This is a genomic window from Gallibacterium faecale, from assembly GCF_027920745.1.
GTDB lineage: Bacteria > Pseudomonadota > Gammaproteobacteria > Enterobacterales > Pasteurellaceae > Gallibacterium > Gallibacterium faecale.
The window spans coordinates 12,263-35,685 of record NZ_JAQIBB010000036.1 but is presented as its reverse complement, the minus strand read 5'-3'; the positions used below and the strand labels follow the sequence as shown (position 1 = coordinate 35,685).

General features: G+C 35.5%; 27 protein-coding genes and 2 pseudogenes. 14 read left to right on the top strand and 15 right to left on the bottom strand.

Annotated features, from left to right (window positions below; translation table 11 throughout):
• Positions 1 to 135: 135 nt before the first annotated feature.
• The 10 genes and pseudogenes from cmoA to PF272_RS02545 form a co-directional block, all read right to left on the bottom strand.
• Positions 136 to 864 carry a carboxy-S-adenosyl-L-methionine synthase CmoA gene (gene cmoA / locus PF272_RS02590; protein WP_271141503.1) on the bottom strand — a complete coding sequence of 243 codons (729 nt, stop codon included), beginning with the start codon at positions 862 to 864 and terminating at the stop codon, positions 136 to 138.
• A gap of 615 nt (positions 865 to 1,479) precedes the next feature.
• Positions 1,480 to 3,414 (bottom strand): annotated as a pseudogene (locus PF272_RS02585) (LTA synthase family protein).
• Between the two features lie 102 nt (positions 3,415 to 3,516).
• The gene (locus PF272_RS02580) at positions 3,517 to 4,158 is read right to left on the bottom strand and encodes an MBL fold metallo-hydrolase (RefSeq protein WP_271141513.1); all 642 of its coding nucleotides are present in this window, start codon (positions 4,156 to 4,158) and stop codon (positions 3,517 to 3,519) included.
• Between the two features lie 17 nt (positions 4,159 to 4,175).
• Entirely contained in the window at positions 4,176 to 4,736 is a 561-nt protein-coding gene (locus PF272_RS02575) for a YcbK family protein (protein ID WP_271141502.1), read from the bottom strand.
• A 99-nt stretch (positions 4,737 to 4,835) separates the two neighbouring features.
• A complete protein-coding gene (locus PF272_RS02570) occupies positions 4,836 to 6,236 on the bottom strand; it encodes a L,D-transpeptidase family protein (protein ID WP_271141501.1) in 1,401 nt (466 codons plus the stop codon).
• 475 nt (positions 6,237 to 6,711) lie between these two features.
• Entirely contained in the window at positions 6,712 to 6,891 is a 180-nt protein-coding gene (locus PF272_RS02565; protein ID WP_271141500.1) for an ESPR domain-containing protein, read from the bottom strand.
• A 270-nt stretch (positions 6,892 to 7,161) separates the two neighbouring features.
• Positions 7,162 to 8,511, bottom strand: a complete 1,350-nt coding sequence (gene gorA, locus PF272_RS02560) for a glutathione-disulfide reductase (RefSeq protein ID WP_413789415.1) — start codon at positions 8,509 to 8,511, stop codon at positions 7,162 to 7,164.
• A 105-nt stretch (positions 8,512 to 8,616) separates the two neighbouring features.
• A complete protein-coding gene (locus PF272_RS02555) occupies positions 8,617 to 9,459 on the bottom strand; it encodes a 23S rRNA (adenine(2030)-N(6))-methyltransferase RlmJ (protein WP_271141498.1) in 843 nt (280 codons plus the stop codon).
• 10 nt (positions 9,460 to 9,469) lie between these two features.
• Positions 9,470 to 10,012, bottom strand: a complete 543-nt coding sequence (locus PF272_RS02550) for a methylated-DNA--[protein]-cysteine S-methyltransferase (RefSeq protein WP_271141497.1) — start codon at positions 10,010 to 10,012, stop codon at positions 9,470 to 9,472.
• A 61-nt stretch (positions 10,013 to 10,073) separates the two neighbouring features.
• A complete protein-coding gene (locus PF272_RS02545; RefSeq protein WP_271141496.1) occupies positions 10,074 to 10,970 on the bottom strand; it encodes a DMT family transporter in 897 nt (298 codons plus the stop codon).
• 181 nt (positions 10,971 to 11,151) lie between these two features.
• Between PF272_RS02545 and ruvA the strand changes: the two genes are divergently transcribed.
• The 11 genes and pseudogenes from ruvA to PF272_RS02490 all read left to right on the top strand — a co-directional run.
• Positions 11,152 to 11,769 carry a Holliday junction branch migration protein RuvA gene (ruvA, locus tag PF272_RS02540; RefSeq protein ID WP_271141495.1) on the top strand — a complete coding sequence of 206 codons (618 nt, stop codon included), beginning with the start codon at positions 11,152 to 11,154 and terminating at the stop codon, positions 11,767 to 11,769.
• Positions 11,770 to 11,787: 18 nt separating this feature from the next.
• Positions 11,788 to 12,798, top strand: a complete 1,011-nt coding sequence (gene ruvB / locus PF272_RS02535) for a Holliday junction branch migration DNA helicase RuvB (protein ID WP_065239370.1) — start codon at positions 11,788 to 11,790, stop codon at positions 12,796 to 12,798.
• Between the two features lie 210 nt (positions 12,799 to 13,008).
• Positions 13,009 to 13,551: a translation initiation factor IF-3 gene (infC, locus tag PF272_RS02530; RefSeq protein WP_271141512.1), complete on the top strand. Its 543-nt coding sequence runs from the start codon at positions 13,009 to 13,011 to the stop codon at positions 13,549 to 13,551.
• A gap of 102 nt (positions 13,552 to 13,653) precedes the next feature.
• On the top strand, positions 13,654 to 13,851 hold the full coding sequence (rpmI, locus tag PF272_RS02525; protein ID WP_013745268.1) for a 50S ribosomal protein L35: 198 nt from the start codon (positions 13,654 to 13,656) through the stop codon (positions 13,849 to 13,851).
• A gap of 59 nt (positions 13,852 to 13,910) precedes the next feature.
• Positions 13,911 to 14,264 carry a 50S ribosomal protein L20 gene (gene rplT, locus PF272_RS02520; protein ID WP_065234471.1) on the top strand — a complete coding sequence of 118 codons (354 nt, stop codon included), beginning with the start codon at positions 13,911 to 13,913 and terminating at the stop codon, positions 14,262 to 14,264.
• A 94-nt stretch (positions 14,265 to 14,358) separates the two neighbouring features.
• On the top strand, positions 14,359 to 14,571 hold the full coding sequence (locus PF272_RS02515) for a hypothetical protein (protein WP_271141494.1): 213 nt from the start codon (positions 14,359 to 14,361) through the stop codon (positions 14,569 to 14,571).
• A 49-nt stretch (positions 14,572 to 14,620) separates the two neighbouring features.
• Entirely contained in the window at positions 14,621 to 15,064 is a 444-nt protein-coding gene (locus PF272_RS02510) for an ACP-like domain-containing protein (RefSeq protein WP_271141493.1), read from the top strand.
• A gap of 805 nt (positions 15,065 to 15,869) precedes the next feature.
• A complete protein-coding gene (locus PF272_RS02505; RefSeq protein WP_271141492.1) occupies positions 15,870 to 16,895 on the top strand; it encodes a porin in 1,026 nt (341 codons plus the stop codon).
• Between the two features lie 153 nt (positions 16,896 to 17,048).
• Positions 17,049 to 17,321 carry a type II toxin-antitoxin system TacA family antitoxin gene (locus PF272_RS02500; protein ID WP_065239577.1) on the top strand — a complete coding sequence of 91 codons (273 nt, stop codon included), beginning with the start codon at positions 17,049 to 17,051 and terminating at the stop codon, positions 17,319 to 17,321.
• The gene (locus tag PF272_RS02495) at positions 17,321 to 17,839 is read left to right on the top strand and encodes a GNAT family N-acetyltransferase (protein ID WP_271141491.1); all 519 of its coding nucleotides are present in this window, start codon (positions 17,321 to 17,323) and stop codon (positions 17,837 to 17,839) included. The genes PF272_RS02500 and PF272_RS02495 overlap by 1 nt, the downstream gene beginning before the upstream one ends.
• Before the next feature lie 113 nt (positions 17,840 to 17,952).
• Positions 17,953 to 18,281 (top strand): annotated as a pseudogene (locus PF272_RS02490) (transposase); the annotation flags it as partial.
• Between the two features lie 168 nt (positions 18,282 to 18,449).
• Here the strand turns inward: PF272_RS02490 and PF272_RS02485 are convergent.
• The 3 genes from PF272_RS02485 to PF272_RS02475 all read right to left on the bottom strand — a co-directional run bounded on the left by PF272_RS02485 (position 18,450) and on the right by PF272_RS02475 (position 20,081).
• Entirely contained in the window at positions 18,450 to 18,752 is a 303-nt protein-coding gene (locus tag PF272_RS02485; protein ID WP_271141490.1) for a helix-turn-helix domain-containing protein, read from the bottom strand.
• A gap of 4 nt (positions 18,753 to 18,756) precedes the next feature.
• On the bottom strand, positions 18,757 to 19,119 hold the full coding sequence (locus PF272_RS02480) for a type II toxin-antitoxin system RelE/ParE family toxin (RefSeq protein ID WP_271141489.1): 363 nt from the start codon (positions 19,117 to 19,119) through the stop codon (positions 18,757 to 18,759).
• 62 nt (positions 19,120 to 19,181) lie between these two features.
• Entirely contained in the window at positions 19,182 to 20,081 is a 900-nt protein-coding gene (locus PF272_RS02475) for a LysR family transcriptional regulator (RefSeq protein ID WP_271141488.1), read from the bottom strand.
• Positions 20,082 to 20,190: 109 nt separating this feature from the next.
• Here PF272_RS02475 and PF272_RS02470 point away from each other — a divergent pair, with 109 nt between their 5' ends.
• The 3 genes from PF272_RS02470 to PF272_RS02460 all read left to right on the top strand — a co-directional run bounded on the left by PF272_RS02470 (position 20,191) and on the right by PF272_RS02460 (position 21,773).
• Positions 20,191 to 20,844, top strand: coding sequence for an NAD(P)-dependent oxidoreductase (locus PF272_RS02470; protein WP_271141487.1), 654 nt, complete (start codon positions 20,191 to 20,193; stop codon positions 20,842 to 20,844).
• A gap of 351 nt (positions 20,845 to 21,195) precedes the next feature.
• Positions 21,196 to 21,474 (top strand): type II toxin-antitoxin system RelE/ParE family toxin, encoded by a 279-nt coding sequence (locus PF272_RS02465; RefSeq protein ID WP_271141486.1) that lies wholly within the window; start codon positions 21,196 to 21,198, stop codon positions 21,472 to 21,474.
• Between the two features lie 8 nt (positions 21,475 to 21,482).
• Entirely contained in the window at positions 21,483 to 21,773 is a 291-nt protein-coding gene (locus PF272_RS02460; RefSeq protein WP_271141485.1) for a HigA family addiction module antitoxin, read from the top strand.
• Between the two features lie 153 nt (positions 21,774 to 21,926).
• Here PF272_RS02460 and PF272_RS02455 read toward each other — a convergent pair whose 3' ends face one another.
• Positions 21,927 to 22,433, bottom strand: a complete 507-nt coding sequence (locus PF272_RS02455; protein ID WP_065234073.1) for an NlpC/P60 family protein — start codon at positions 22,431 to 22,433, stop codon at positions 21,927 to 21,929.
• Positions 22,434 to 22,577: 144 nt separating this feature from the next.
• Positions 22,578 to 23,423: a deoxyribonuclease IV gene (gene nfo / locus PF272_RS02450; protein WP_271141484.1), complete on the bottom strand. Its 846-nt coding sequence runs from the start codon at positions 23,421 to 23,423 to the stop codon at positions 22,578 to 22,580.

Sequence of the window (23,423 nt, the reverse complement as noted above, 5' to 3'; positions counted from 1 at the left end):
AAATCCTTGTTTTTAAATTAAGCTAAAAATTAACTTGGCGATTATAGCGAAAATCGCTTCTAGTTTGAATTGGATTCATTCATTTCCCGCAGAAATCTATGAAAAATTTCAATCTGGATAGCGTAATTTTGGTTATTAGGCTTTAATCGCTAACATTGAACCAAAATTAAAGCATTGGAACCACATCGCAACGTGTTGAAATCCGATCTTTTCTAACAATGCTTTTTGACTAGCAATGCTATCTGTTTTCATCACATTTTCTAATGCCGTCCGTTTTTGACTGACTTCTAATTCACTGTATCCATTAGCTCGTTTAAACGTATGGTGTAAATCAATTTGCAGATCATTAATCACATCGTCTTCAAAACGATATTTTTCTGATAACACTAAAATTCCCCCTTTAGTTAGCCCTTGGTAAATTTTGTTTAATAGGGCTTCTCGATCTGCTGGTGGAATAAATTGTAGTGTAAAATTTAACACCACCATTGAGGCATTATTAATGTCAATCTGGCGAATATCATCACATAAAATTTCAACTGGAACGTCACTATGGTAAGCCGCTAAATGTTGGCGACAACGTTGTACCATAGGTTCAGAATTATCAATACCGTAAATTTTTACCCCGTCACAATGCACATTACGACGAATCGAAAGTGTCGCTGCACCACGTGAACACCCTAAATCATAGACATTCGTTTGTGGTTGCACAAAACGCTCCGCTAACATTCCGATTGCAGTAATGATATTTGAGTATCCCGGTATAGAACGTTGAATCATATCAGGAAACACTTCTGCAACATGTTCATCAAAGGTAAAATCGCCTAATTTTTCGATAGGGGCGGAGAAAATCATATCTTTAGCCATGGATTGTTTAACTTGAAATGAAAAAAGGTGCTTATTGTAATAGAAAATGTTTGTTTTTTTAATAGGGATTATATTAGAGGGTGTTACCTTATAAAACTCTTAATTTTCTTCATCTATAAATCGATAACTTCTATTTGATGACAAAACCCATTTCATATTTTTCAGATATTTTTACTCTAATAAGCATTTAGGTTTCGCCCTAAAGGGCGACTTCATTTTATTCGCAAGTAAGCTTGCTCACTCTAACGAGCCGTTGCAAGCAACGTTCAAAAAGCCATCGCTTTTTGTCTTTACTCGTATAAAGAAAACGAAGCAAAAGAAACACTGTGGTGTCCCACTACATAAATTTAAATTTAGTCACAAATCTTAATAAGTGTTTAATAGGTTCCCTCTCACACTTGCCCGAATGAAAATAAGATTTTTAGGCAAAAAAAGTGATCATTTTTCGAACGTAGTGAGAAAAATCTCTGTTTTTTGCCGCCCGAAAAATCTTATTGGAATGAGGATTAGCAAGTGTGCGAGGGTTTGCTTTCTTTTGCCTCCTTTTCTTTGCAAATCAAAGAAAAGGAGGTCGCCTTTTAGGGCGAAACCTAAATGATATTACAATTAAAATAATTATTTATTCTCCGCCGGTAAATGATACAACCGATTTTTATACAAATAACTTCCCCATAAGGCATAAGTTAACGCTTGTTTTTTCATCTCAGCTGGCACTTCTGCTGGGTGTAATACTTTCTGTGCTTGATCGTAGTTAAACCCTTCTGGCTGCTTATCTGGTTGTAAAATTACAACCTAATGCTGTTGATTCATCAATGCCATTGATTTATCAAACTGCATTAATGCTCGATTCGGACTATATTTGGTTAAATCAAAACCTAACATTGGATATTCAGCATCAATACCAATTAATGAAAGTAGTGTCGGTGGCATATCAATTTGGCTAACGAGACGATTATCTTGTTTAGGCGCAATTCCATCACCAATAATTAATGCTGGAATATGGAAATGGGTAATTGGCACTAAAGAAGCCCCGGCCACTCGTGAATCATGGTCAGCAATCACTAAGAAAATAGTATCTTTCCAATAATCAGATTGTTTCGCTCGTTTGAAAAACTCACCAATCGCAAAATCAGCGTATTTTGCTGCATTATTTCTGGTCGCTTTTGGTTGTTCATATAGCTCAATTTTATTATCTGGAAATTCAAACGGATCGTGATTGCTTGAACTAAAGACTAAACTAAAGAACGGTTTCCCTTCTTGGTGTAACTTGCGAAACTCTTGATCCGCTCTAGCAAATAAATCCTCATCAGATACCCCCCAAGTTCCTTTAAAACTTGGATTTGGATAATCTTTTTCATCAATAATGTATTTAAATCCATTACCATAGAAAAAGTTTGCCATATTATCGAAATGTTTTTCCCCACCATAGATAAATGAAGTGTGATAGCCTCTGCGAGCTAATAACTCTGCAATGGTGAAGAAATTATTTTGACTATTGGTTAATTTCACTACAGCACGTGCTGGTGTAGGCGTAAAGCCAGTAACTACTGCCTCTATGCCACGTACCGAGCGTGTTCCTGTTGCATACAGATTTTCAAACCACCAACCCTCTTTACTTAATTGATCAAGATTTGGTGATAGCGGTAATCCCCCTAACGAACCAATAAATTGTGCTCCTAAACTCTCCTCTAATAGAATAACGAGATTTTTAGGTTTACCACGATAGGTTGCTTCATTTTTGCTTAATAATGGAATATCGCCAGCAATATAATCACTCTCTGGGCGTGGATGCAAACCTTTGAGCGTCGCTAACATATCTTCTGGTTCTAAGCGCCCATAAATTTCTGAAGATTCTTCTTCATGGCGCATTTGTCGCATTGCGAACATCACCGAATAGCCCGAATTCAATACCAATGAATTAATCAGTGGATCCGACGAAAATGCAACCATTGATGGATTAATTCCACGATGATCAAAGGTTGATCTCGCGCCCATAAACACTAATCCAGCAACCACAACGGCAATTACAGGACGATATAGCCAGCTTCCCGCATTCGCATCACGTACCACATAACCCGATAACTTCCAATATCCCCACGTTGCCAATACTGTCACAATAATTGAAATAATCATCGTCACTAAATGGCCCTTAGCTAACATAGTAAAGACTTCACGTGGATTAACTAAATATTCAATAAAAAGACGATTTGGACGGAAATCATAGGTACTAATAAATTCTGGTGTGGCTAATTCCATAAATAGGATAAACACAGATCCTGCCGTTAATACCACCCGCAATACCACTCTAAACACAGAACCAAATTGAGTTTTATCTAAAAAGAGTGCTGAAAGCAAAGCAAATAGGCCAAATAGCCAACATAGCGAAACCACATCCATACGTACACCTTGTACCAAGAGTGGAAACCAACCATCTACAGCATCAACCCGTTCTTTCTGCCAAAAGGCTAAACCAAGGCGACTCACTGATAAAATAATTAAATTCAGAACGAAAAAATAGAGTACTGGATATAGAGAGAAAACCCGCAACATAATAATTTTAATCCTCATCTTCCTGATATTCTGTTTGGAAAAATAAAACCTCCAATAACGGAGCAGCTATTAGAGGTTTATCTGTAAAAAGAGTTCATTTATCTAGTCGATATTTTGTACATTTAAAAAAGGATTTTGTCTTTTTTCATCTGCAATTGTGGTTAATAATCCATGACCAGCAACAATTTGCGTATCATCAGCTAGTGGCCAGAGTTTTTCTTTGATACTTTTGATCAGTTGTGAAAAATCTCCACCGGGAAAATCTGTGCGTCCAATACTACGACGGAATAATACATCACCAGTAAATGCAATTTTTTCTTCTTGATTAATAAAGCCAATATGGCCCGGCGTATGCCCTGGTAAATGTAATATGGAAAAACAGAGTTCTCCCACTTCAATAGTTTCCCCTTCATTTAACCAACGATCTGGCGTTAAAGGCGCACAATACGGTAATCCAAATTGTTCTGCTTGTTGTGGTAATCCTTGTAACCAATAATCATCTGATTTTTCTGGTCCAAGAATATCAATATTAAATTCACGTTTTAATTTCGCAGCAGCGCTAACATGATCCAAATGACCATGCGTAAGTAAAATTACTTTTGGGGTAATTTGATTTTCATTAATAAATTGAATAATTCGTTCGGCATCACCGCCCGGATCAATGATAGCGGCATTTTTTTCGTCATCCCAAACAACTGAACAATTTTGTTGAAATGGCGTAACGGGGATTATTTGTACATTCATCATGTTTGTCTTGTCGATCAACTACCACGCCAAGTACGATTAGGACCTGTATCTACATGCACAAAATTGCTTCTTGGGTAATAGCCAACCCCACCATTATTCAATGATTGTGCAACTTTACGTACATTATCCAGTGAAACATTAGCAATACGGAAATCAATGGCTTGTCCGCGCATATGATAGCTATTACTTGCTACACCTTTGCTACGACGATGCATTGCTGCATTTGTTGCTGGCGCACGATAACCGCAAATTACCGAAATTTCACATGAACGTAATCCTAAGCGCGATTGGATTTGATAGAGTTTAGTAAATAAGCGAGGGTCCATATTATGGACTAAATTTGTGCGTCTATCACGCATAAGATAATTTAACTTCTGTAAATCTGTTCTAGCGACGCCTTTACCCGGAGTAATTGGGGAACTTAATTTTTCGCCTGTATTAATATTTTTGAAATGTAGGACTTTTGGTGCAGCGGTAGATAGTACAGCAAACGCAGAGTTAGCGACAAATGAACTACCTAACATAATACCGCCTAACGATAGCCATTTACGGCGAGAATGATCAATATTACCCATTTCCTTGTTCCTATTGGTAAGTGTGATTTATCAGAGGTCAAACAGAAAGGCTATTGCATAAACAATAGCCTTCAGGATTATACTGATTTTTTCTCTAGATTAAAGCAAATATTGTTGTAGAAGTGTTTTACTTGTGTCATCTAGTACCAATTTTTTGTCATATCCATAGATATCTGCCACAGTATGTAGTTTACCTTCGGCATCAGCCCAAGCTGTAACATAGTATAAATACACTGGATTATCAGATCGAATTGGCACAGAAGTCGTTTTACGGCTCTTCAACACTTGTGCTTTTTTGTCTAATGTCCAACCAGACTCTGTTAATAATAGCGTTGCTAACTCATCTGATTTATTCACCCGTACACAGCCTGAACTAATTGCTCGATTCTTATTGTTAAATAAACGATGATTTGGCGTATCGTGTAAATAAATCGCATCTGAACTTGGCATATTAAATTTAAAATTACCTAATGCACTATCGCCACCCGGTGCTTGACGTAAACGATACGGGAAGCGTTTTGCTGTCATATTATCCCAATCGATCGTATATGGATCGATAGTATTTCCTTTACTATCAATAATCGTATAACCATTACGATAGATATAACTTGGATCTTTACGCACTTTTGGAATTAAATCTTCATTAATTAAGCGAACTGGTGCATTCCAAGGCGGATTCACGACAATATTACTTAATTTACTTGTCATCACTGGTGTTTTACGTGCTTGTTTACCAACAATGACTCGTGAATCTAATACTTCTTCACCATTGCGATAATAATGAAGGTGATAAGTCGGAATATTCACAAAAATACCTGTATGGAAATCAGGAATAAAGCGTAACCGCTGTGCATTAATCGCTAATTTCGCTAACGTTGCATTATCCAATGTTTGTTGCTGCATACCAGCTAAAATTGCTGCTACTGTATGAACATAGCGTTGATTTGGCGGACTATATTTTTGTACAAATGTCAGTAACTGTTGTTGATCAACCGCAGATAACCAAGATTGAATCATCTCATCTTTTGGTAATTTTGCACTATAACGATAACTGTCATACAACCAATTTTGTGCATTTGCAGTAACATTCTCAGCATAATTCAAATAATTCAGCCAGCTATCTGTAATCAAAATATCAGCAGCTAAACTATTTGTATCAACTTGGTTTAATTGCGCTAATTGTTGTTTTACATCTTTTGAAATATCAGTTAATCCAAGTAACGCATAATCACGTAAAAATAATTTTTTCGCTTCAGCATCTTGCCAAATTGGAGAAAAATTACGCGCTGCATAAATTTCAGCTAATTTTTCAGGAAAAACGAGCTTAATTCCTTGTGTTGCTTGTTGTAACTTTTCTAAATTGGCTTGTTGATCAACTTGTAATTGAGAAGTTTGGGTCGTAGGCTCTGTTGTTGGTGTAGTTACCACCTCTTCTGCAAAGCTTACTTCCATCATCGCAGATAATAAAATTGTGGTGATGATATGTTTTTTTTGCAACATATTAACCTCCTCTATTAGTTCTTTAAGTTATTAAAATAGTTAAAATTATGTAACATTATAAAATAAGATTATTTTTATTTCATCTTTTCTAATAAAAAGTTATATCGACCTCTTACCAGATTATTTTCAAGTTAATTATTTTATTTACCTCTTTATTTTTTATTAAAAATAACCGATTGATTTTAAATAATTTTTACCACCTTGACAAAAAAGGGGTAAATCACTAGATTTGTATATTATCCCTTGGTATTTCTGGGGTAATGCGTGTTTGTGTTGTAGTTTTCTGCCGTGTAGGCAGCATCGGTAATGGTTCTACCATCTACACCAAAATAAGGTGTAACTAGCGTTGAACCATTGGGGGATGATAAGAAAGTTGTTGCACTACAATTATTTAAATCACTTAGATCGTCGCAATAATAAAGTTTTCCATCTGATTCATTAAATTTAAAGCCAGATACTGCAATAGCCGACTCAATTACCCCCCCCCTATTAGGAAAGTTAATAAACTTAATTGAAATAACTTATTGGCTGGTTTAGTTTGCGGTTGATTGGTGCTGGTTTGACTAAGTTTAGTTTTATTTTTGGCTAATTCTGAAACAACAATGAATTTACCTAAAGTATGGTTATAAATAACTTTAAATATTTGATTTAACATAGGATCCCCCCCCCCCTGCATTACTATTAGTAGTGATCAGTAGTTGATAAAACGAATGTCTTATGAGAAATGAATTATTACTCAATGATAGATTACAATGAAATGAATAATATAACAATAAAGTAATTTTATTTATCTAAATTTAAATTAATTCAAGTAAGTATAGAGGATGTTTTTTTATCAATATAGTAGATAAAAAATAAGCCTTTCTTCCACCTTATTAGAAGAAAGGCTAGACAAGATTAGTGTTTTTTAGAACACGGTCAGATGTTAACGCATTGTCACAAACTCTTCTGAGCCTGTTGGGTGGATCGCTACTGTATTATCAAAGTCTTTTTTGGTTGCACCCATTTTAATTGCTACCGCAAAACCTTGAATCATTTCGTCCACGCCGAAACCAATCCCATGTAAGCCAACAATTTTTTCATCATCACCAACACAGACTAATTTCATCCGACATGGTTGACGATGTTGGGTGACAGCAGTGTACATAGAAGTAAAGGTAGATTTATATACCTTCACGTGTTCAGCACCATATTGCTCGATTGCTTGTGGTTCAGTTAAACCGACTGTACCAATTGGTGGATGGCTGAAAACAACCGTTGGAATTAAGTTATAGTCTAAATGTTCAGTTGGTTTGTTGTTAAATAGACGTTCAGATAAACGGCGTCCAGCGGCAACAGCAACAGGCGTAAGTTCCACAGCACCTGTATTATCACCAACAGCATAAATACCTTTTACATTAGTATTTTGATATTTATCGACTTCGATAAATCCTTTGCTATTAGTTTTCACACCAGCTGCTTCAAGATTTAATTTATCGGTCATTGGTACACGCCCGATTGCCCAGACAAGACAATCGACGGTTTGTGAACGACCATCTTCTAAGAAGAGTGTCAAACTACCATCAGCATTTTTAACGACTTTTTGTGGAATTGCCTGAGTGTGTAAAGTTGGACCTTCGTTGTTGATGACTTCTACTAAAGTATCAACAATTAAAGGATCAAAATTACGTAATGGAGCGTGTTTACGAACAAAAAGATGGGTTTCTACACCAAGATTATGTAATACACCCGCTAATTCAACAGCAATATAACCAGCACCAACCACAGCAACACGTTTTGGTAATTCAGTTAAGGCAAATACACCGTCTGAATCAATACCGTATTCAGCACCCTCAATATTTGGGTGACTTGGACGACCACCAGTTGCAATTAAAATATGTTTTGCTTTAATCAGCTCGCCATTAACTTCAACGGTATTCGCATCAACGAATTTTGCAAAACCACGAATGACACCAACTTTGTTATTGCCTAATACGCGTTCATAAGATTGATGAATACGATCAATATAAGCTTCACGACTTTCACGTAATTTAGCAAAATCAAAACGGTTAACAGTGACATCAAAACCATAGTCAGGCGCATATAGATTAATCGCTTCTGCGATTTGTGCACCATACCACATTACTTTTTTCGGTACACAACCTACATTGACACAGGTTCCACCAAGATATTTTGCCTCAATAATGGCACATTTTTGACCATAGCTTGCTGCGCGGTTGATTGAAGCGATACCACCACTACCGCCTCCAATCGCAATATAATCATATTCTTTCATTGTCATTTCTCCGTATTGATACGTTTTTTAAGTGCCTTTATTTTGGCGAATTTTCTTTAATTAAGCTAACTGTTAGCGTAAATCGGTTTGATTGGTAAGAGTGATTTATTCAGGTGTAACCCAATTTACTGACCAATGCCCAGTACCTGCCGGCGCTAATACTTCACTTAAATAAGGCAGAATTTCCCGCATTTGACTTTCTAATTTCCAAGGTGGATTAATCACAATCATGCCACTTGCCGTCATACCACGCTGCGTAGAATCTGGACGAATGCCTAATTCAATTTGCAGAATTTTGCGAATTTGTGTGGCTTCAAAGGAATGGATCATCTTTTTAATTTGTTGGCGTAACACGACAGGATACCAAATCGCATAAGTTCCTGTGGCAAAACGCTTATAGCCTTCAACAATCGCATCAACAACCAGTTGATAATCCTCTTTTAATTCATAAGGAGGATCAATTAATACAAACCCACGCCGCTCTTTTGGTGGCAAGGTAGATTTTAATTGTTGGAATCCATTTTCACGTTTGACTTGGATATTGCTGAATTTTTGCATATTTTTACGCAATAATGGGTAATCACTCGGGTGTAATTCAGTGAGAATAGCACGATCTTGAGGACGTAATAAGTTAGCCGCTAATAAAGGAGAACCTGGATAAAAGTTGAGTTTATCTTTTGGATTAACCTGCTTAACTTGTTGGAGATAATGGCGGACAATCTCAGGTAAATCATCACGTTCCCATAAATAACCAATACCTTCAGTAAATTCGGCTGTTTTTTCTGCTTCAAAACTTTGTAAAGAGTACAACCCAGCACCAGCATGAGTATCAAGATATAGGAACCCTTTCTCTTTTTGCTGTAATGCTTCCAGAATGAGTAATTGCACAATATGTTTTAACACATCAGCATAGTTGCCAGCATGGAAACTGTGGCGATAACTTAACATAAATATCCTCTTATTTTTCTAGTCGATTCCAATGTTTTGGATTGACAAATTCTATCCCTTTATCAATGAAAGTGATGTTTTCATGTTGGAGTAAATAGCGTTTTGCAGGTAAGCCACCGCCAAACCCCGTTAATTGTTGCTGTTTTCCTAAAATGCGGTGACAAGGCACAATAATACTAATCGGATTACGTCCTACGGCACCACCAACCGCACGTACTGCTTTTGGTTTTCCAATACGTTGAGCAATATCGGCATAAGTTGCAGTTTGCCCAAAAGGAATTTGTAATAATTGATGCCAAACTGCCTGTTGAAAATCTGTACCTAATAATTTTAGTGGTAATGATGTAAATGCTTGATGTTCACCAGAAAAATAGCGCGTTAATGCTTGTTCTGTTTGTTGTAAAACTGGGTGATCAAGACCACACAGCCAATGAGGTTGAATGACTTCGTTTTCACGTTCAAATAGCACTCCAACTAAATGATGTTGATGAGCAAGCAATTGTAGTTTCCCCACTGGGGAATCTATTGTGTGTAAAAAGATGCGTTCTTTCATTTTCCCCTCTTGATTAGGTGGTTAGAAAAAGGCGTTATTTTGCGAAGAAATGCTAAATTTCTCAAGTAGATTGTCGATTTTTACCTTTGAATAAACCAATTAAATTCTGAATTCGATAAATTAATAAAGCGGATAAAATCAAGATACTGCCGATAATTTTAATTGTAGTAAGCTGTTCACCTAACAGAATAACACTCAAAATAATCGTCCAAACTGGCTCTAACAGCATAATAATGGAAGCATTTGCAATATGACAATAATGCTGCCCGATCGTTTGTAACATATAACGGAAATTGGTACCAATTAATACGCTAGTCGCTAACCACCAAATCGCAGAAGAAGGAATATCACTTTGCCATTGTTCGGTGAGTAAAGAGTAGGAAAGACATAGTATTCCAACTACAGAAAGCTGTAATGTGGTTAATGGTAAAGGCGGAATGGATTTAGAATATTGATTATGTAATACAAAATAGATCGCAGAAAATAATGAAGCGAGTAAATATAGCGAGCTATCAACTGAGAAATGGAAATCACCTTTTGAATTAGCAAGTAGATAAACACCACAAAGTGCGGTCGGTAAAGCAATCCAGAATGTACGTAATGGTTTATTGCGGAATACAAGCCAAGAAATCAATGGCGCAAGCAACATAGATACACTTAATAAAAATGCACCCGAGCCAAGATTATTGTTAAAGGTAATTGCCATAATCCAAGTTGCCATAAAGATAGCGAAAAATAATCCAGTAGCAAAGGCACGAATAATTTCAGAACGAGTTAAGTGTTTTAGTTGTGGATACGCAAAGGGAAAAAAGAGAAGTGCAGCAGAAAAGAAACGTAATCCAATAAAACCCACTGGAGGGAAACCGACTAAAGCATATTTAGAAAAGAACCAACCTAATGCGGCTAAAATTGAAACAAAAAATAGAATTATCTCACCAATACCATCAATATTTTTCATTTGTATATCCATATTCTTTTATCGTTAATTGTGTATTATCGGTATTCCGCAAAAGCCTGTAAAACCCTTTTCAGTAAGAATTTACCAATTATTGTCATAGCGCAAAGAGAACCAGTAAAGCTACTGGATGCTTATACAGTTTTCTTGTATGCTATGCAGCAGTTTTTTTGTGAGGTTGAGTATGATTGGGCATTTACGAGGCATTCTATTAGAAAAATCGCCACCAGAAATTTTATTAGATGTAAATGGGGTGGGATATGAATTGTTATTACCAATGACGAGTTTCTATCATTTACCAGAAGTAAATATGGAAACAACGCTTTATACACATCTTGTAGTAAGAGAAGATGCACATTTATTATTTGGATTTTACCAAAAGCAGGATCGTACCTTATTCCGTGAATTAATTAAAACCAATGGTGTTGGCCCAAAATTAGCATTAGCGATTTTATCGGCAATGTCAGTGAATGAATTTTCTTATGCGATAGAACATGAAGAGCTTTCTAAATTAGTGAAAATTCCTGGGGTAGGGAAGAAAACAGCAGAACGTTTATTAGTCGAACTAAAAGGGAAATTTAAACAGTACCGTAATCAAGATTTCTTTATTGAACAGAAAGTGGGCACCACAACAATGGAACAAAGTTTAGCAACCGCAACTTCTCCAGCGGATGATGCAATTTCTGCCTTGATTGCGTTAGGTTATAAACCAGCTGATGCAGAAAAAATGGTGAAATGCGTTGCCCAACCTGATCTAAATAGTGAACAATTAATTCGTGAAGCATTAAAGAATGCATTGTGATTAGAAACGGTATAAAAGATGATTGAAGTAGATCGCATTATCAGCCCAACAGCCAAAGCAGAAGAAGAGTATATTGACCGAGCTATTCGCCCAAAATTACTAGAAGATTATGTTGGCCAGCCACACGTACGTGAGCAGATGGATATTTTTATTAAAGCCGCCAAAATGCGTCAAGATGCATTGGATCATCTGTTAATTTTTGGCCCACCAGGGCTAGGGAAAACGACATTAGCAAATATTGTTGCTAATGAAATGGGCGTCAATATTCGTACAACATCAGGCCCTGTTTTAGAAAAAGCGGGTGACCTAGCAGCAATGCTGACTAACCTTGAACCTCATGATGTATTATTTATTGATGAAATCCACCGTTTATCTCCAGCAATAGAGGAAGTGTTGTATCCAGCAATGGAAGACTACCAGTTAGATATTATGATTGGTGAAGGGCCAGCCGCAAGATCGATCAAATTAGATCTTCCTCCTTTTACATTAGTTGGTGCAACGACAAGAGCTGGTTCACTCACTTCACCGTTACGCGATCGGTTTGGTATTGTGCAACGTTTAGAATTTTATTCTATTCCCGATCTCACCTCGATAGTTATGCGTAGTGCAAACTGCCTTAATTTACAAATTGCAGATGAAGCAGCACATGAAATTGCTCGCCGTTCTCGCGGTACACCACGAATTGTAAATCGTCTATTACGCCGTGTGCGTGATTATGCAGATGTCAAAAATGGTGGTTTTATCTCTGCAGAAATCGCTAAACTGGCGTTGAATATGTTGGATATTGATTCAGAAGGCTTCGATTTTATGGATCGTAAATTGTTGATGGCGATTATTGAACGCTTTGATGGTGGACCAGTAGGTTTAGATAATCTTGCCGCAGCGATTGGCGAAGAAAAAGAAACAATCGAAGATGTTTTAGAACCTTATCTTATTCAGCAAGGCTTTTTACAACGCACCCCAAGAGGCAGAATTGCCACCTCTCATACCTACCGCCATTTTGGGCTAGCTCAATTACAAGAGAGATAAATCTTTGCTGAGTGATAAATAACGAGTGTATTAAATCTAATCAGAAGTAGGAAAAATGCGGACAAACAAGAGTTCTTATTGCATCGCTATAAGAAATCTTATAGAATTTGCACGTTTTTTGCCAAAGAAAAGGATTGGTGAACAACATTTGATTTTCTGCTTAATTAAAAGCAGTACAGTAGTAAGTGAAATTATTAGAGGAATAAGACTATTAAAACCGTAAAAAAAGCCCCAGCAACTAATCGCCCGAATCGTATTAATGATGAAATTCGTGTGAAAGAAGTCCGCTTAATTAACCAAGATGGTGAACAAGCGGGTATCGTATCTATCCAACAAGCGTTGGAAATGGCGGAACAAGCCGAACTCGATCTAGTTGAAATAAGCCCTAATGCAGAGCCTCCAGTGTGCCGCATTATGAATTACGGTAAGTTCCTCTATGAAAAGAGCAAAACTGCAAAAGAGCAGAAGAAAAAACAAAAAGTTGTTCAAGTTAAAGAGATTAAGTTCCGTCCAGGAACTGATGAAGGCGATTATCAGGTAAAACTACGCAGCCTGATTCGCTTCTTAGAAGACGGGGATAAAACCAAAATCACACTACGTTTCCGTGGTCGTGAATTAGCCCATCAACAAATTGGAACTGAAATGTTAGAGCGGATTAAAACAGATTTAGCAGATTTAGCAGTTGTTGAATCTGAACCATCTAAGATTGAAGGTCGCCAAATGGTGATGGTACTTGCCCCGAAAAAGAAATAATAATTAGTGCAACTCAAGTAATAATGGTAACGGTGGCTTCATCGTTACTTTTTATTCGCCTAATTATTGGTGATTAATAATAAACAATGCGGAGTTAAACTCATGCCTAAAATTAAAACAGTACGTGGTGCTGCTAAACGTTTCAAAAAAACTGGAACTGGCGGTTTTAAACGTAAACAATCTCATCTTCGTCATATTTTGACTAAGAAATCAACTAAACGTAAACGTCATTTACGTCATAAATCAATGGTTGCGAAAGCAGACCAAGTTTTAGTCGTAGCTTGTTTACCATACGCATAACCCACGGTTTTGCGAACGTTTCGTTATTTTTTAAGTACAAATAGACAAAGGAGATTCCTATGGCCCGTGTAAAACGTGGTGTAATTGCAAGAGCTCGTCATAAGAAAGTTCTTAAGGCAGCTAAAGGTTATTATGGTGCACGTTCTCGTGTATATCGTGTTGCTTTCCAAGCAGTGATTAAAGCTGGTCAATATGCTTATCGTGACCGTCGTCAACGTAAACGTCAATTCCGTCAATTATGGATTGCACGTATTAACGCAGCGGCTCGTCAAAATGGTTTATCTTACAGCCGTTTCATCGCAGGCTTGAAAAAAGCATCTGTTGAAATCGATCGTAAGATCCTTGCAGATATCGCAGTGTTTGATAAAGTAGCATTTACCGCTTTAGTTGAAAAAGCAAAATCAGCACTTTAATCAACCAAATTATTTTAATTTAGTTCGTGAGAAAGGATAGTGGTTCAAAACCCTATCCTTTTTTACTATATAAAGGGAGTGAGGAGAGAGAAGAATGAAATTAAAAATACTTTCCATACTATTTCTAGCAGCTTGCTTACAAACTGGTGCATTCAATGTAATGGCAGCATCAAATGATTTTTCAGTACAATTTCCAAAAGGAGAAACTGCTGCTGAATTAAACGGTACAATTAAAGGGAGTGATGTTGATCGCTATACTTTCTATGCAAAAAAAGGACAGATAGCAACAATTAGAAACTTTAGATAAAGATCCTCAAATTCAATTTGCATTAGCATATGCGAATAAATCTAAACAAGTGGATTTAAGCGCTAGCCAACAGTTACTGCCTTATTCAGGGAAATATATCTTAACAGTTTATCAAACAAGAAATGATGCGCGGAAACAGCCGAATAAACAACATTTCTATAATGTGAAGTTATCTATTACAGAGCAAAACGCACAATCAACCGCTACAACAGGTCGCTTAACTTATCGTTGTGATAATGGGAAAACTTTAGTGGTTGCTTATCAAAATGATCAAGCAAAAGTGACTTGGCAAGGTAAAGAACAGTTATTAAAACAAGATCGCAAGCTAAGCGAAAATAACACCCTCGTATTTAGTAATCAAGCTCATCTATTAAGTGTTGATGTGATTCAGGCACAAGATTGGCAACACAGCAAAATTAACTCTTGGTTAAAACGTGGTAAAACTGCGACAGAAGATCAAGTGTTGCTGCAAAACTGTGTAGTAACCAAGTAGTAAAGTGGTTTTTTCTTAACTTATTAATACGTTTCTAATTAATTAACCACGCTAGCAATAGCGTGGTTTTTTGTTTTTAAAAGATAATTATTTATTGAGCTTAAAACCATCTTGGACAATAGAAGTGTTTTGATATTTTAATTCATTCATAGTACAAAAATCCTATCTGTTTTGTGATGTTTTAGCTTTAGATGGGAATTGGTATTTATAAAAAATAAAGCAAAATTCAATGAATGATTGTTCATTCAAAATAGCTGAATAAATAGTCATTTTGATTAAGATAAGAACAATTCTAATTTAGAAATATGTTGCTAAAAAATGAGCTGGTGAATTTAAAAAAGTGAGTTAGATCACAAATTCACCTCGATACAGAAAGTGATGAAAAAGTGAGATTAAGGTAATAAATTGGTTAAAAAACAGGCTTTGATATTTTTTTATTGTGATATGGTTCACAAAATTTAAAATTGATCAAAAATTTTTTGAACTTTTAGTTTTTACGATAAAAGTAGTGGTTTATTAAAATAAAATTATATAAATCATATAGTTAAAATATATAATAACAAACGTTACTTTTTTTGATATTATCATTCAAATAAAGGTAAATAATGGAGTTTTTCTCAACCTATTGAAATTAAATGATTTTTTAAAAAGTTCCGTAAGACTGGTAAAAAATTGACAGAATTTGGAAAGTCTGTACTATTCACCTCGAAATGAGTAATCGCTGAGTAATTTGTATTATTCAGCACAATCCAGTTATTTAATGGCTTACTGTTAAATAACATCACTTAACACAGAGGTGTCAATTATGAAAAAAACATTAGTCGCAGTAGCAGTAGCAGCATTAGCAGCAACTTCTGCAAATGCAGCAGAAGTTTATAACCAAGATGGTACTAAAGTAGATATTGGTGGTTCTATTCGTTTACTTCTATCTAAAGATAAAGGTGAACGAGTTGATCTTAAAAATGACGGGTCACGTTTTCACTTTAAGGCAAGTCATGATTTAGGTGATGGCTATAGTGCATTAGGCTATTTAGAAACTCGCCTTAGCAACTTTGATACATCAGATGAACACACAAATATCACTGTTAAACGTTTATATGCTGGTTTCGCAAAAGATGGTGTAGGTACATTAACTTTTGGTCGCCAATTAACTAACTTAGATGATGTAGGTGTATCAGATTATACTTATGATTTAGGTGGTATTAATCAAACTGCGACTGATGGTGCTAAAGTTGTTAAATTCCGTAGTGCAGATTTTGGTGGTTTTAGCTTTGGTTTAGATTACCTCTTTGGTCAAAAAGATAAAGCTGTTCATAATTTTGATTCAGGATTTGGTGTATCAGCATTCTATACTGTAGCATTAGCAGCAGATACTAAACTTAACGTAGAAGCTGGTTTTTCTCAATTGAAAAAATCTTATACAACAGAATATGTTAAAGAAAATGCATTCTTAGTAGGTGCTGAACTAGTATCAGGTCCATTTGCTATTGGTGTTGACTATTCACAAAAGAAACATAGTGATGATTCATATAGCATCACAAATGATACTTATGGCGTAACAGATGCAGGTAAAGTTAGAGAACTTGAAGTTGGTGTTAAATATAGCTATTTAGAGAATGCTTCTATTTATGGTGAATATATTAATGGTAAAGCAAGTCTTGCTGCAGATGATTATGTAAAACGTAATACATTTATCTTAGGTACAGATTACTGGTTTACTAAATCAGTAGTAGCGTACTTAGAAGGTGGCACAACTCAATTGAAGAAACACAAAGCTGGTGATAAAGATAGAGATAACAAAGTTGGCGTAGGTTTCCGCGTTTATTTCTAATCTCACGATTTAGTTAATCATTAAAAAACACCTCAGTTCTGCTGAGGTGTTTTTTTATGGCTAAAATAAAGGAGAAATAATATTAAATGGTATAAATAGTTGAAATTGCCGTACAATCGCCGTACAATATTCTAGAAAAATAGATAGGAGCATATGATGGCAGCAACAGCAAGATTTGAAGCAAGAATTAGCGAAGATGTACAGCGTTTATTAAAACGAGCAGCAAGCCTCGAAGGGCGTAGTTTAAGTGATTTTGTAATTAATGCCGCATTATTGGCGGCTAAAGAAACCGTAGAGAAAAATGAATTAATTCATCTTTCTATTACTGATCAGCAAAAGTTTGCAGAAGCGTTAATTTCTCCACCAGAACCAAATCAGAAAATGAAAGAGGCTTTACGCTTAAGTTCAGAGTTGTTGGAGGATTAGTGTTGCCTAAACTAAAAATTGTGACGTTCAGTAAGGTATTGAATCGTAATAAATTTGATTGTGGTTCTACTCCATTAAATAATTATCTACAACAACAGGTTTCTCAAGATATAAAAAGGTGTATTGCTTCTTGCTTTACGATAATTGATGAAAACCAGACTATTTTAGGGTATTACACATTAGCCTCAACTAGTATACCTCTGATAGAACTACCTAATTATTTAAAGAAAAAATTACCCCGTTATCCTAGTGTTCCTGCTGTTTTACTTGGACGTTTAGCGATTGATAATCAAGTAAAAGGATCTGGCTTAGGAAAAGCTTTATTAGGTAATGCATTGAAGCGTATTATCCGTTCAGAAATTGCCGCTTATGCACTTATTGTTGATGCAAAAGATCAAAATGCAAAAGCATTTTATCAGACATTTGGATTTATACCTTTTATTCATGAACCCAATAAATTGTTCTTTCCTTTGGAAAAAATAAGAAAGCAATTAGAACAAGAAGAATCAGCGAGATAAAGTATATTATTTTAGGGACTATACTAGATAATAACTAAAAACTCGATTTAGGTTAGAATGAGCCCATGAGAAAAAATCGCCTAAGTCAGCATAAACAAAATAAACTTATTGAGCTATTTGGACTTCTCAGGTGAAATGATAAGGTTTATAGTGTTATTTTGCCTAATGCTCAATTAGAGCGACGTTATTGTCAATAATCTACGAGAAAGTTAAGTCTGATAGCCTTACACTGATACTCACCGTAGTTATGATGTACTTGATGTGAGTGAATTTAGCCATTTTTGAATCAATCATAGTATGCATTTTGCTGAAAATCATAACCATATAAACGAAATTGAGAGTTTTTGGAATCAAGCAAAACGTCATTTATGCAAGTTAGTGTTTTGAACTGTATTTGAAGGAATGTGAGTGGCGTTTTAAAAACAGTAATATAAAGTCTTAAATTTCCATTTTAAAACAATTGGTTAAGTGAAGTTTGAGCTAATTATCTAGTACAGCCAAAAAATAATAAAAGGCATAGTTCAGCAAAATACCAACCTTTTTGTCTACTATGCCCCGCTTTTTGTAAGAGGGAAAATATCGGCTCAATTTAAATTGGGCTGCTATATATTTATAGATGAAAAGTTACGGTTTTTCCTGTCGGTAATTCAACTGATAAATTTAAAACACCACCCATTGCTTCTACATAACGTTTTATTGATGAAAGGCGGATTTCATTTCCTCGTTTTTCTAAAGCCGCGACAGAAGGTTGCTTAATATTTAAAGCTGCTGCAATTTGTTGTTGTGATATTTCTAATTCCTCGCGAATACGTTGAAGCTGTAATTCCATTCTCATTTCATCAGCCATTAATTTAACTTTATTTTGCTGCTCTATTGGCAATTCAGCCATAAGATCTTTAAATTGTACGCTCATAGTCTTACTCCTGTGCAAATTGAGAAAGATACTCATCATAAGTTTTTTCTGCAAGTGTAATCATCTGCTTGTAAAACAGTTGTTGTTTTTTACCTTTTTTATTTCCACCACATAATATGATTGCCTGGCGGATGGGATCAAAAATAAAGAACAGACGAAATACAGATAATTTAGACTGTACCCTTAATTCTTTTAAATTCACATATTTAGAACCTTGTAATGTATCTACGTAAGGACGTCCAAGTTGAGGCCCCTCCGTTGACAATAATTCTAAGGCTGCATAGACTCTTAATAAATCATCTTGTTCTAGTGTTTTTAACCAGTCTAATACGGGTTGTTGTAATAGAATATTCCATTCTTGTTGCATTATTTGTCCTTCTTTATTTTATATAGATTATAGTCTATATAAAATAAAAAACAACTTAAGTTTTAAATTGTTCTGTGTGCTAACAAAAAATCAATAATCGCTTTAGCTCGCTTGAGTTGTTGCTGACGAGGAAAATAATATAGATAGAGAGCAGGGAATTGCCGCCAATAAGGCTGCAACACAGGAATAAGCTGATCTTTTAAGTCTAATTGTTGATAACGTAGATCAAAAATTCGACCGATGCCAAAACCTTGCAGCACCGCATCAACTACCATTTCTGTATCATTTAAAATTAATTGTTGCTTAACCTCGAACTGTTTTTCGATCCCATTAAGGTTAAGAGTTAACGGATTTAAACGATTATGAGTGATAAAGCGATGTCCAATTAATTGATGGTGCGATAGTTCAGTAGGTGTTTGAGGAATACCATATTGTAGAGCATATTGTTTAGAAACAAATAAACCTTCTTGCATTGGCGTAGTTAATTGATGTGCGATCATTCCATCTTCAATACTGTGCCCAAAACGAATACCAAAATCAAAGTGTTGTTCAACAATATCAACGGTTGCATTATCAATTGAAAGTTCTAATTGAATTTGTGGATATTGTTGGCAAAACTCAGCGTAATTCGGCTGTAATACTAAATAAAAGGCTAATTGCGGTAAGGTGATTCTAACTAAGCCTGCTGGTGGATTTGCCCAAGACTGGATGTCCGTTAAGCTATGTTCAATCTGTTTCACTGCCAGCGTGGTTTGCTGTACTAATTTTTCACCAGCTTCGGTTAGTGTTAATTTGCGTGTTGTACGTTGAATAAGCGGTAAACCGAGATGTTGTTCGAGTGTTTGCAAGGATTTACTGACCGCAGCAACACTAAGTTCTAGCTGCCGTGCAGCAGCAGAAATATTTCTGGTTTTAGCAATAGTATGAAAAATAAGGAGTTGTTGATAATAATTCTTCTGCATATTATTAACTAATAGTTGAATATATTTTGATTAATTATAAGCTAAATCTTGAAAAAAGAGTTGGCTATAATGGCACAGTTTTTAATTAACAATTAGAAAGGAGTTTACAATGAAAATTGCAGTAATTGGTGCAACAGGGCTAGTCGGTAAAGGTGTAGTAGCAGAATTAGTAGCTCGCGGCCATCAAGTAGTAGGAATTTCTCGTCATGCGGATAGCTTACCGAAAGCGGAAAATTTTACTGCGGTATCAATAGATGTAAATACTGGTAATTTGGCAGCTGTTTTAACGGGCGTTGATGCGGTGGTTTGTGCCTTTAATGGCGGTTGGGAAAATCCAAATTTAGTCGCAGATTATAATCGTGGCATGGCTACTATTTTACACATTGCAGAACAAGCGAATGTGCCATATTTTTTGATAGTCGGTGGTGCAGGTTGTCTGTATGTTGCCCCTAATTTACAACTCGTGGATACACCAGAATTTCCGAAAGCGATCTACCCAGCGGCAGATGCTGTACGTCAAATATTGGTGCAATTAAAAGGTAATCTTCTTTTAAATTGGGCTTTCCTTTCTCCAGCAGCTATGTTTGCTGTGAAACCACCTCGTTTTACAGGAACAGGTCGTTATCGTATCGGTGGTAATCAAGTTTTATTAGATGAAAATAATCAACCTGCGGATATTAGTGTGCCTGATTTAGCAAAAGCGATTGCAGATGATGTAGAACAGAAAGCACATTTACACCAACATTTTACTGTAGCGGAATGATGTCTGTTGTATGAAGTATCAACTATTTATAAAAGTCTAAGTAGATAATTTCTAAATTTATCTATGTTTGACCATAGTGGAAAAATGTTGCTATTTGACCAGTCAATTTTTTAGTAAAAAAGAGTGATTATAGAACTATAACCACTCTTTTTATTTAAAAATCCTATATGAACATCATTTTATTTTCTATTGCTCAGTTATGATATTTCCCTAAAAATTGTTTTAATTTATTAGATAATTTTCAGATGATAATTGAACGTTTCTATAAGACTTAGTAAGTTGTATCGCATAGATTTACAAATTTAAGATTATTGTGTATAGTACAGCTATACAAAGTTATTGGTTATTGAGATGATTAAATCATTTAAACATAAAGGGTTAGAATTGTTTTTCAGAACAGGTGTTACATCAGGAATTCAATCTAATCATGCTAATAAATTGAGAGTTCAGCTCACTGCATTAAATAATGCAACAAGTCCTCTAGATCTAAATGCACCAAATTGGAGTTTACATAAGTTAAAAGGCAATCTTGCTGAACATTGGTCAATCAAAGTAAATGGAAACTGGCGTATCACATTTAAATTTGAGAATGGACATGCTGAAATTGTAGATTATCAAGATTATCATTAGGAGGTTTTATGACTATGTATAATCCAGCTCATCCTGGAGAAGTATTGAGGGAATATTTAGATGGTATATCTGTTACTGAAGCTGCTGAAAAATTAGGTGTATCGCGTGTTGCTTTATCTCGAGTATTAAATGGTAAAGCTGCAATTTCTGCTGAAATGGCAATTAGATTAGGGCAAGCTTTAAATACTGCACCAATATTCTGGTTGAATATGCAAAGTGAATATGATTTATGGCAAATAGAACAACGTTGTAAGATTCATATCCAACCATTCTCAATGCACTCTATAACAACGTCATAAAACCTACTATTAAGGTATAAAGATAAATGTTTTATGTACTCTATTATAGATAGTATGTATTAATATAGTTGAAAAAATAAACCTACGATAAAAATCGTAGGTTTATTAGTAATCTAAATATCTAAAGGAGATAATTTCTATCAGAAAAATCAACTAATCAAGGATTCTACGAGATTGTGTATAAGTTCGAGTCCAATAATCTTCACTTAAAGAACTGATAGTCACACCTTGACTAGTACTAGAGTGAATAAATAAATCGCCTCCTAGATAAATCCCAACATGACGATTTTTTCTAAAGAAAACTAAATCACCTTGTTTTAACTGATTTTTCTGGATTTGACGACCTAAAGATTTTTGTTCTGATGTGCTACGAGGAAGGCTGATGTGGAATTTTTCTGCAAATGCAGTTTGTACGAATGCTGAACAATCAATTCCGTTTTTACCAGTACCACCAAACTTATAACGAACACCTACCCATTCTTGATAGAAGTTGCTAAGTTTTTTATTGATAATTTTACGTTCGGTAGCGTTTGTTTTTAAAATTAATTCGCCGATTGGATCATCGCCATCAGAATGTGTAGCAGCTGTTTGCGTGGTAGATAAGTTACTACACGCGGTCAAAAATAGGAAACATACTGGTACGAGAATTCGATAAAACATGACTCAAAAATAAAAAATTAAATATAAAAACCACACAAGTGCCGACATCCTACCGAAAAAGCACTGGTCTGGCTAGTTATTTTTGATAAAAAATGGTAATTAAAGCTCATTTTTGTGAGTTTGTTCAAAGTTTGAGCTGGATTTTTAACGATTTTCTAACGAACGTAACCAAGAAACTTCATCTTTCCAGATGTCAGGGTTAATTGTTTCCAGAATCATTGGAATATTGTCAAAACGAGAGTCATTCATAATATAAGAAAATACGGTGGTACCAATCGTCCCAGCTTGTAAACAATCATGGCGATCAACACGGCTACCTAATGGGGTTTTAGAACCATTGAGATGCATACCACGGAGATATTGAAAACCAACAATATTGGCAAATTGGGTAAAAGTTTGCTCACAAGCATCAAGCGATGAGAGATCATAGCCAGCAGAGAAAGTATGACAAGTGTCTAAACAGACGCCAACACGCTCTTTATTTTCAACATGGGCAATGATTTCTGCTAAATGTTCAAATTTCCAACCTAAATTTGAGCCTTGACCAGCAGTATTTTCAATTACTGCAACGACATTTGGTACTGTATCTAGGGCAATATTAATTGATTCAGCAATACGTTTTAAACAGCTGAGTTCATCAATTTGTTGTAAATGGCTACCAGGGTGAAAATTCAGTAGTTTTAGACCAAGTTGCTCACAACGTTGCATTTCATCAATAAAAGCGGTTCGTGATTTTTCTAACCCTTCGGCAGTAGGATTGCCTAAATTAATTAAATAGCTATCATGTGGCAAAATTTGATCGGGCGAAAACTGATATTTCTCACAAAATGCTCTAAATTTTTTGATACTTTCTTGGCTTAAAGCAGGCGCTTTCCATTGGCGTTGATTTTTTGTAAATAGAGCAAAAGCATTGGCATTAATTTCTACTGCACGTAACACGGCATTTTCTACACCACCGGATGCACTAACGTGAGCACCAATATATTTCAT

Excerpts from the sequence above, each read along its gene's own strand:
- gorA (WP_413789415.1), bottom strand. The coding sequence starts at position 8,511 with ATGAAAGAATATGATTATATTGCGATTGGAGGCGGTAGTGGTGGTATC.
- rplT (WP_065234471.1), top strand. The coding sequence starts at position 13,911 with ATGGCCCGTGTAAAACGTGGTGTAATTGCAAGAGCTCGTCATAAGAAA.
- PF272_RS02565 (WP_271141500.1), bottom strand. The coding sequence starts at position 6,891 with ATGTTAAATCAAATATTTAAAGTTATTTATAACCATACTTTAGGTAAA.
- rpmI (WP_013745268.1), top strand. The coding sequence starts at position 13,654 with ATGCCTAAAATTAAAACAGTACGTGGTGCTGCTAAACGTTTCAAAAAA.
- PF272_RS02480 (WP_271141489.1), bottom strand. The coding sequence starts at position 19,119 with ATGCAACAAGAATGGAATATTCTATTACAACAACCCGTATTAGACTGG.
- ruvA (WP_271141495.1), top strand. The coding sequence starts at position 11,152 with ATGATTGGGCATTTACGAGGCATTCTATTAGAAAAATCGCCACCAGAA.
- PF272_RS02475 (WP_271141488.1), bottom strand. The coding sequence starts at position 20,081 with ATGCAGAAGAATTATTATCAACAACTCCTTATTTTTCATACTATTGCT.
- PF272_RS02580 (WP_271141513.1), bottom strand. The coding sequence starts at position 4,158 with ATGAATGTACAAATAATCCCCGTTACGCCATTTCAACAAAATTGTTCA.
- nfo (WP_271141484.1), bottom strand. The coding sequence starts at position 23,423 with ATGAAATATATTGGTGCTCACGTTAGTGCATCCGGTGGTGTAGAAAAT.
- PF272_RS02570 (WP_271141501.1), bottom strand. The coding sequence starts at position 6,236 with ATGTTGCAAAAAAAACATATCATCACCACAATTTTATTATCTGCGATG.
- PF272_RS02575 (WP_271141502.1), bottom strand. The coding sequence starts at position 4,736 with ATGGGTAATATTGATCATTCTCGCCGTAAATGGCTATCGTTAGGCGGT.
- PF272_RS02485 (WP_271141490.1), bottom strand. The coding sequence starts at position 18,752 with ATGAGCGTACAATTTAAAGATCTTATGGCTGAATTGCCAATAGAGCAG.
- PF272_RS02460 (WP_271141485.1), top strand. The coding sequence starts at position 21,483 with ATGACTATGTATAATCCAGCTCATCCTGGAGAAGTATTGAGGGAATAT.
- PF272_RS02500 (WP_065239577.1), top strand. The coding sequence starts at position 17,049 with ATGATGGCAGCAACAGCAAGATTTGAAGCAAGAATTAGCGAAGATGTA.
- cmoA (WP_271141503.1), bottom strand. The coding sequence starts at position 864 with ATGGCTAAAGATATGATTTTCTCCGCCCCTATCGAAAAATTAGGCGAT.
- PF272_RS02550 (WP_271141497.1), bottom strand. The coding sequence starts at position 10,012 with ATGAAAGAACGCATCTTTTTACACACAATAGATTCCCCAGTGGGGAAA.
- ruvB (WP_065239370.1), top strand. The coding sequence starts at position 11,788 with ATGATTGAAGTAGATCGCATTATCAGCCCAACAGCCAAAGCAGAAGAA.
- PF272_RS02455 (WP_065234073.1), bottom strand. The coding sequence starts at position 22,433 with ATGTTTTATCGAATTCTCGTACCAGTATGTTTCCTATTTTTGACCGCG.
- PF272_RS02470 (WP_271141487.1), top strand. The coding sequence starts at position 20,191 with ATGAAAATTGCAGTAATTGGTGCAACAGGGCTAGTCGGTAAAGGTGTA.
- PF272_RS02515 (WP_271141494.1), top strand. The coding sequence starts at position 14,359 with ATGAAATTAAAAATACTTTCCATACTATTTCTAGCAGCTTGCTTACAA.
- PF272_RS02545 (WP_271141496.1), bottom strand. The coding sequence starts at position 10,970 with ATGAAAAATATTGATGGTATTGGTGAGATAATTCTATTTTTTGTTTCA.
- PF272_RS02465 (WP_271141486.1), top strand. The coding sequence starts at position 21,196 with ATGATTAAATCATTTAAACATAAAGGGTTAGAATTGTTTTTCAGAACA.
- PF272_RS02505 (WP_271141492.1), top strand. The coding sequence starts at position 15,870 with ATGAAAAAAACATTAGTCGCAGTAGCAGTAGCAGCATTAGCAGCAACT.
- PF272_RS02555 (WP_271141498.1), bottom strand. The coding sequence starts at position 9,459 with ATGTTAAGTTATCGCCACAGTTTCCATGCTGGCAACTATGCTGATGTG.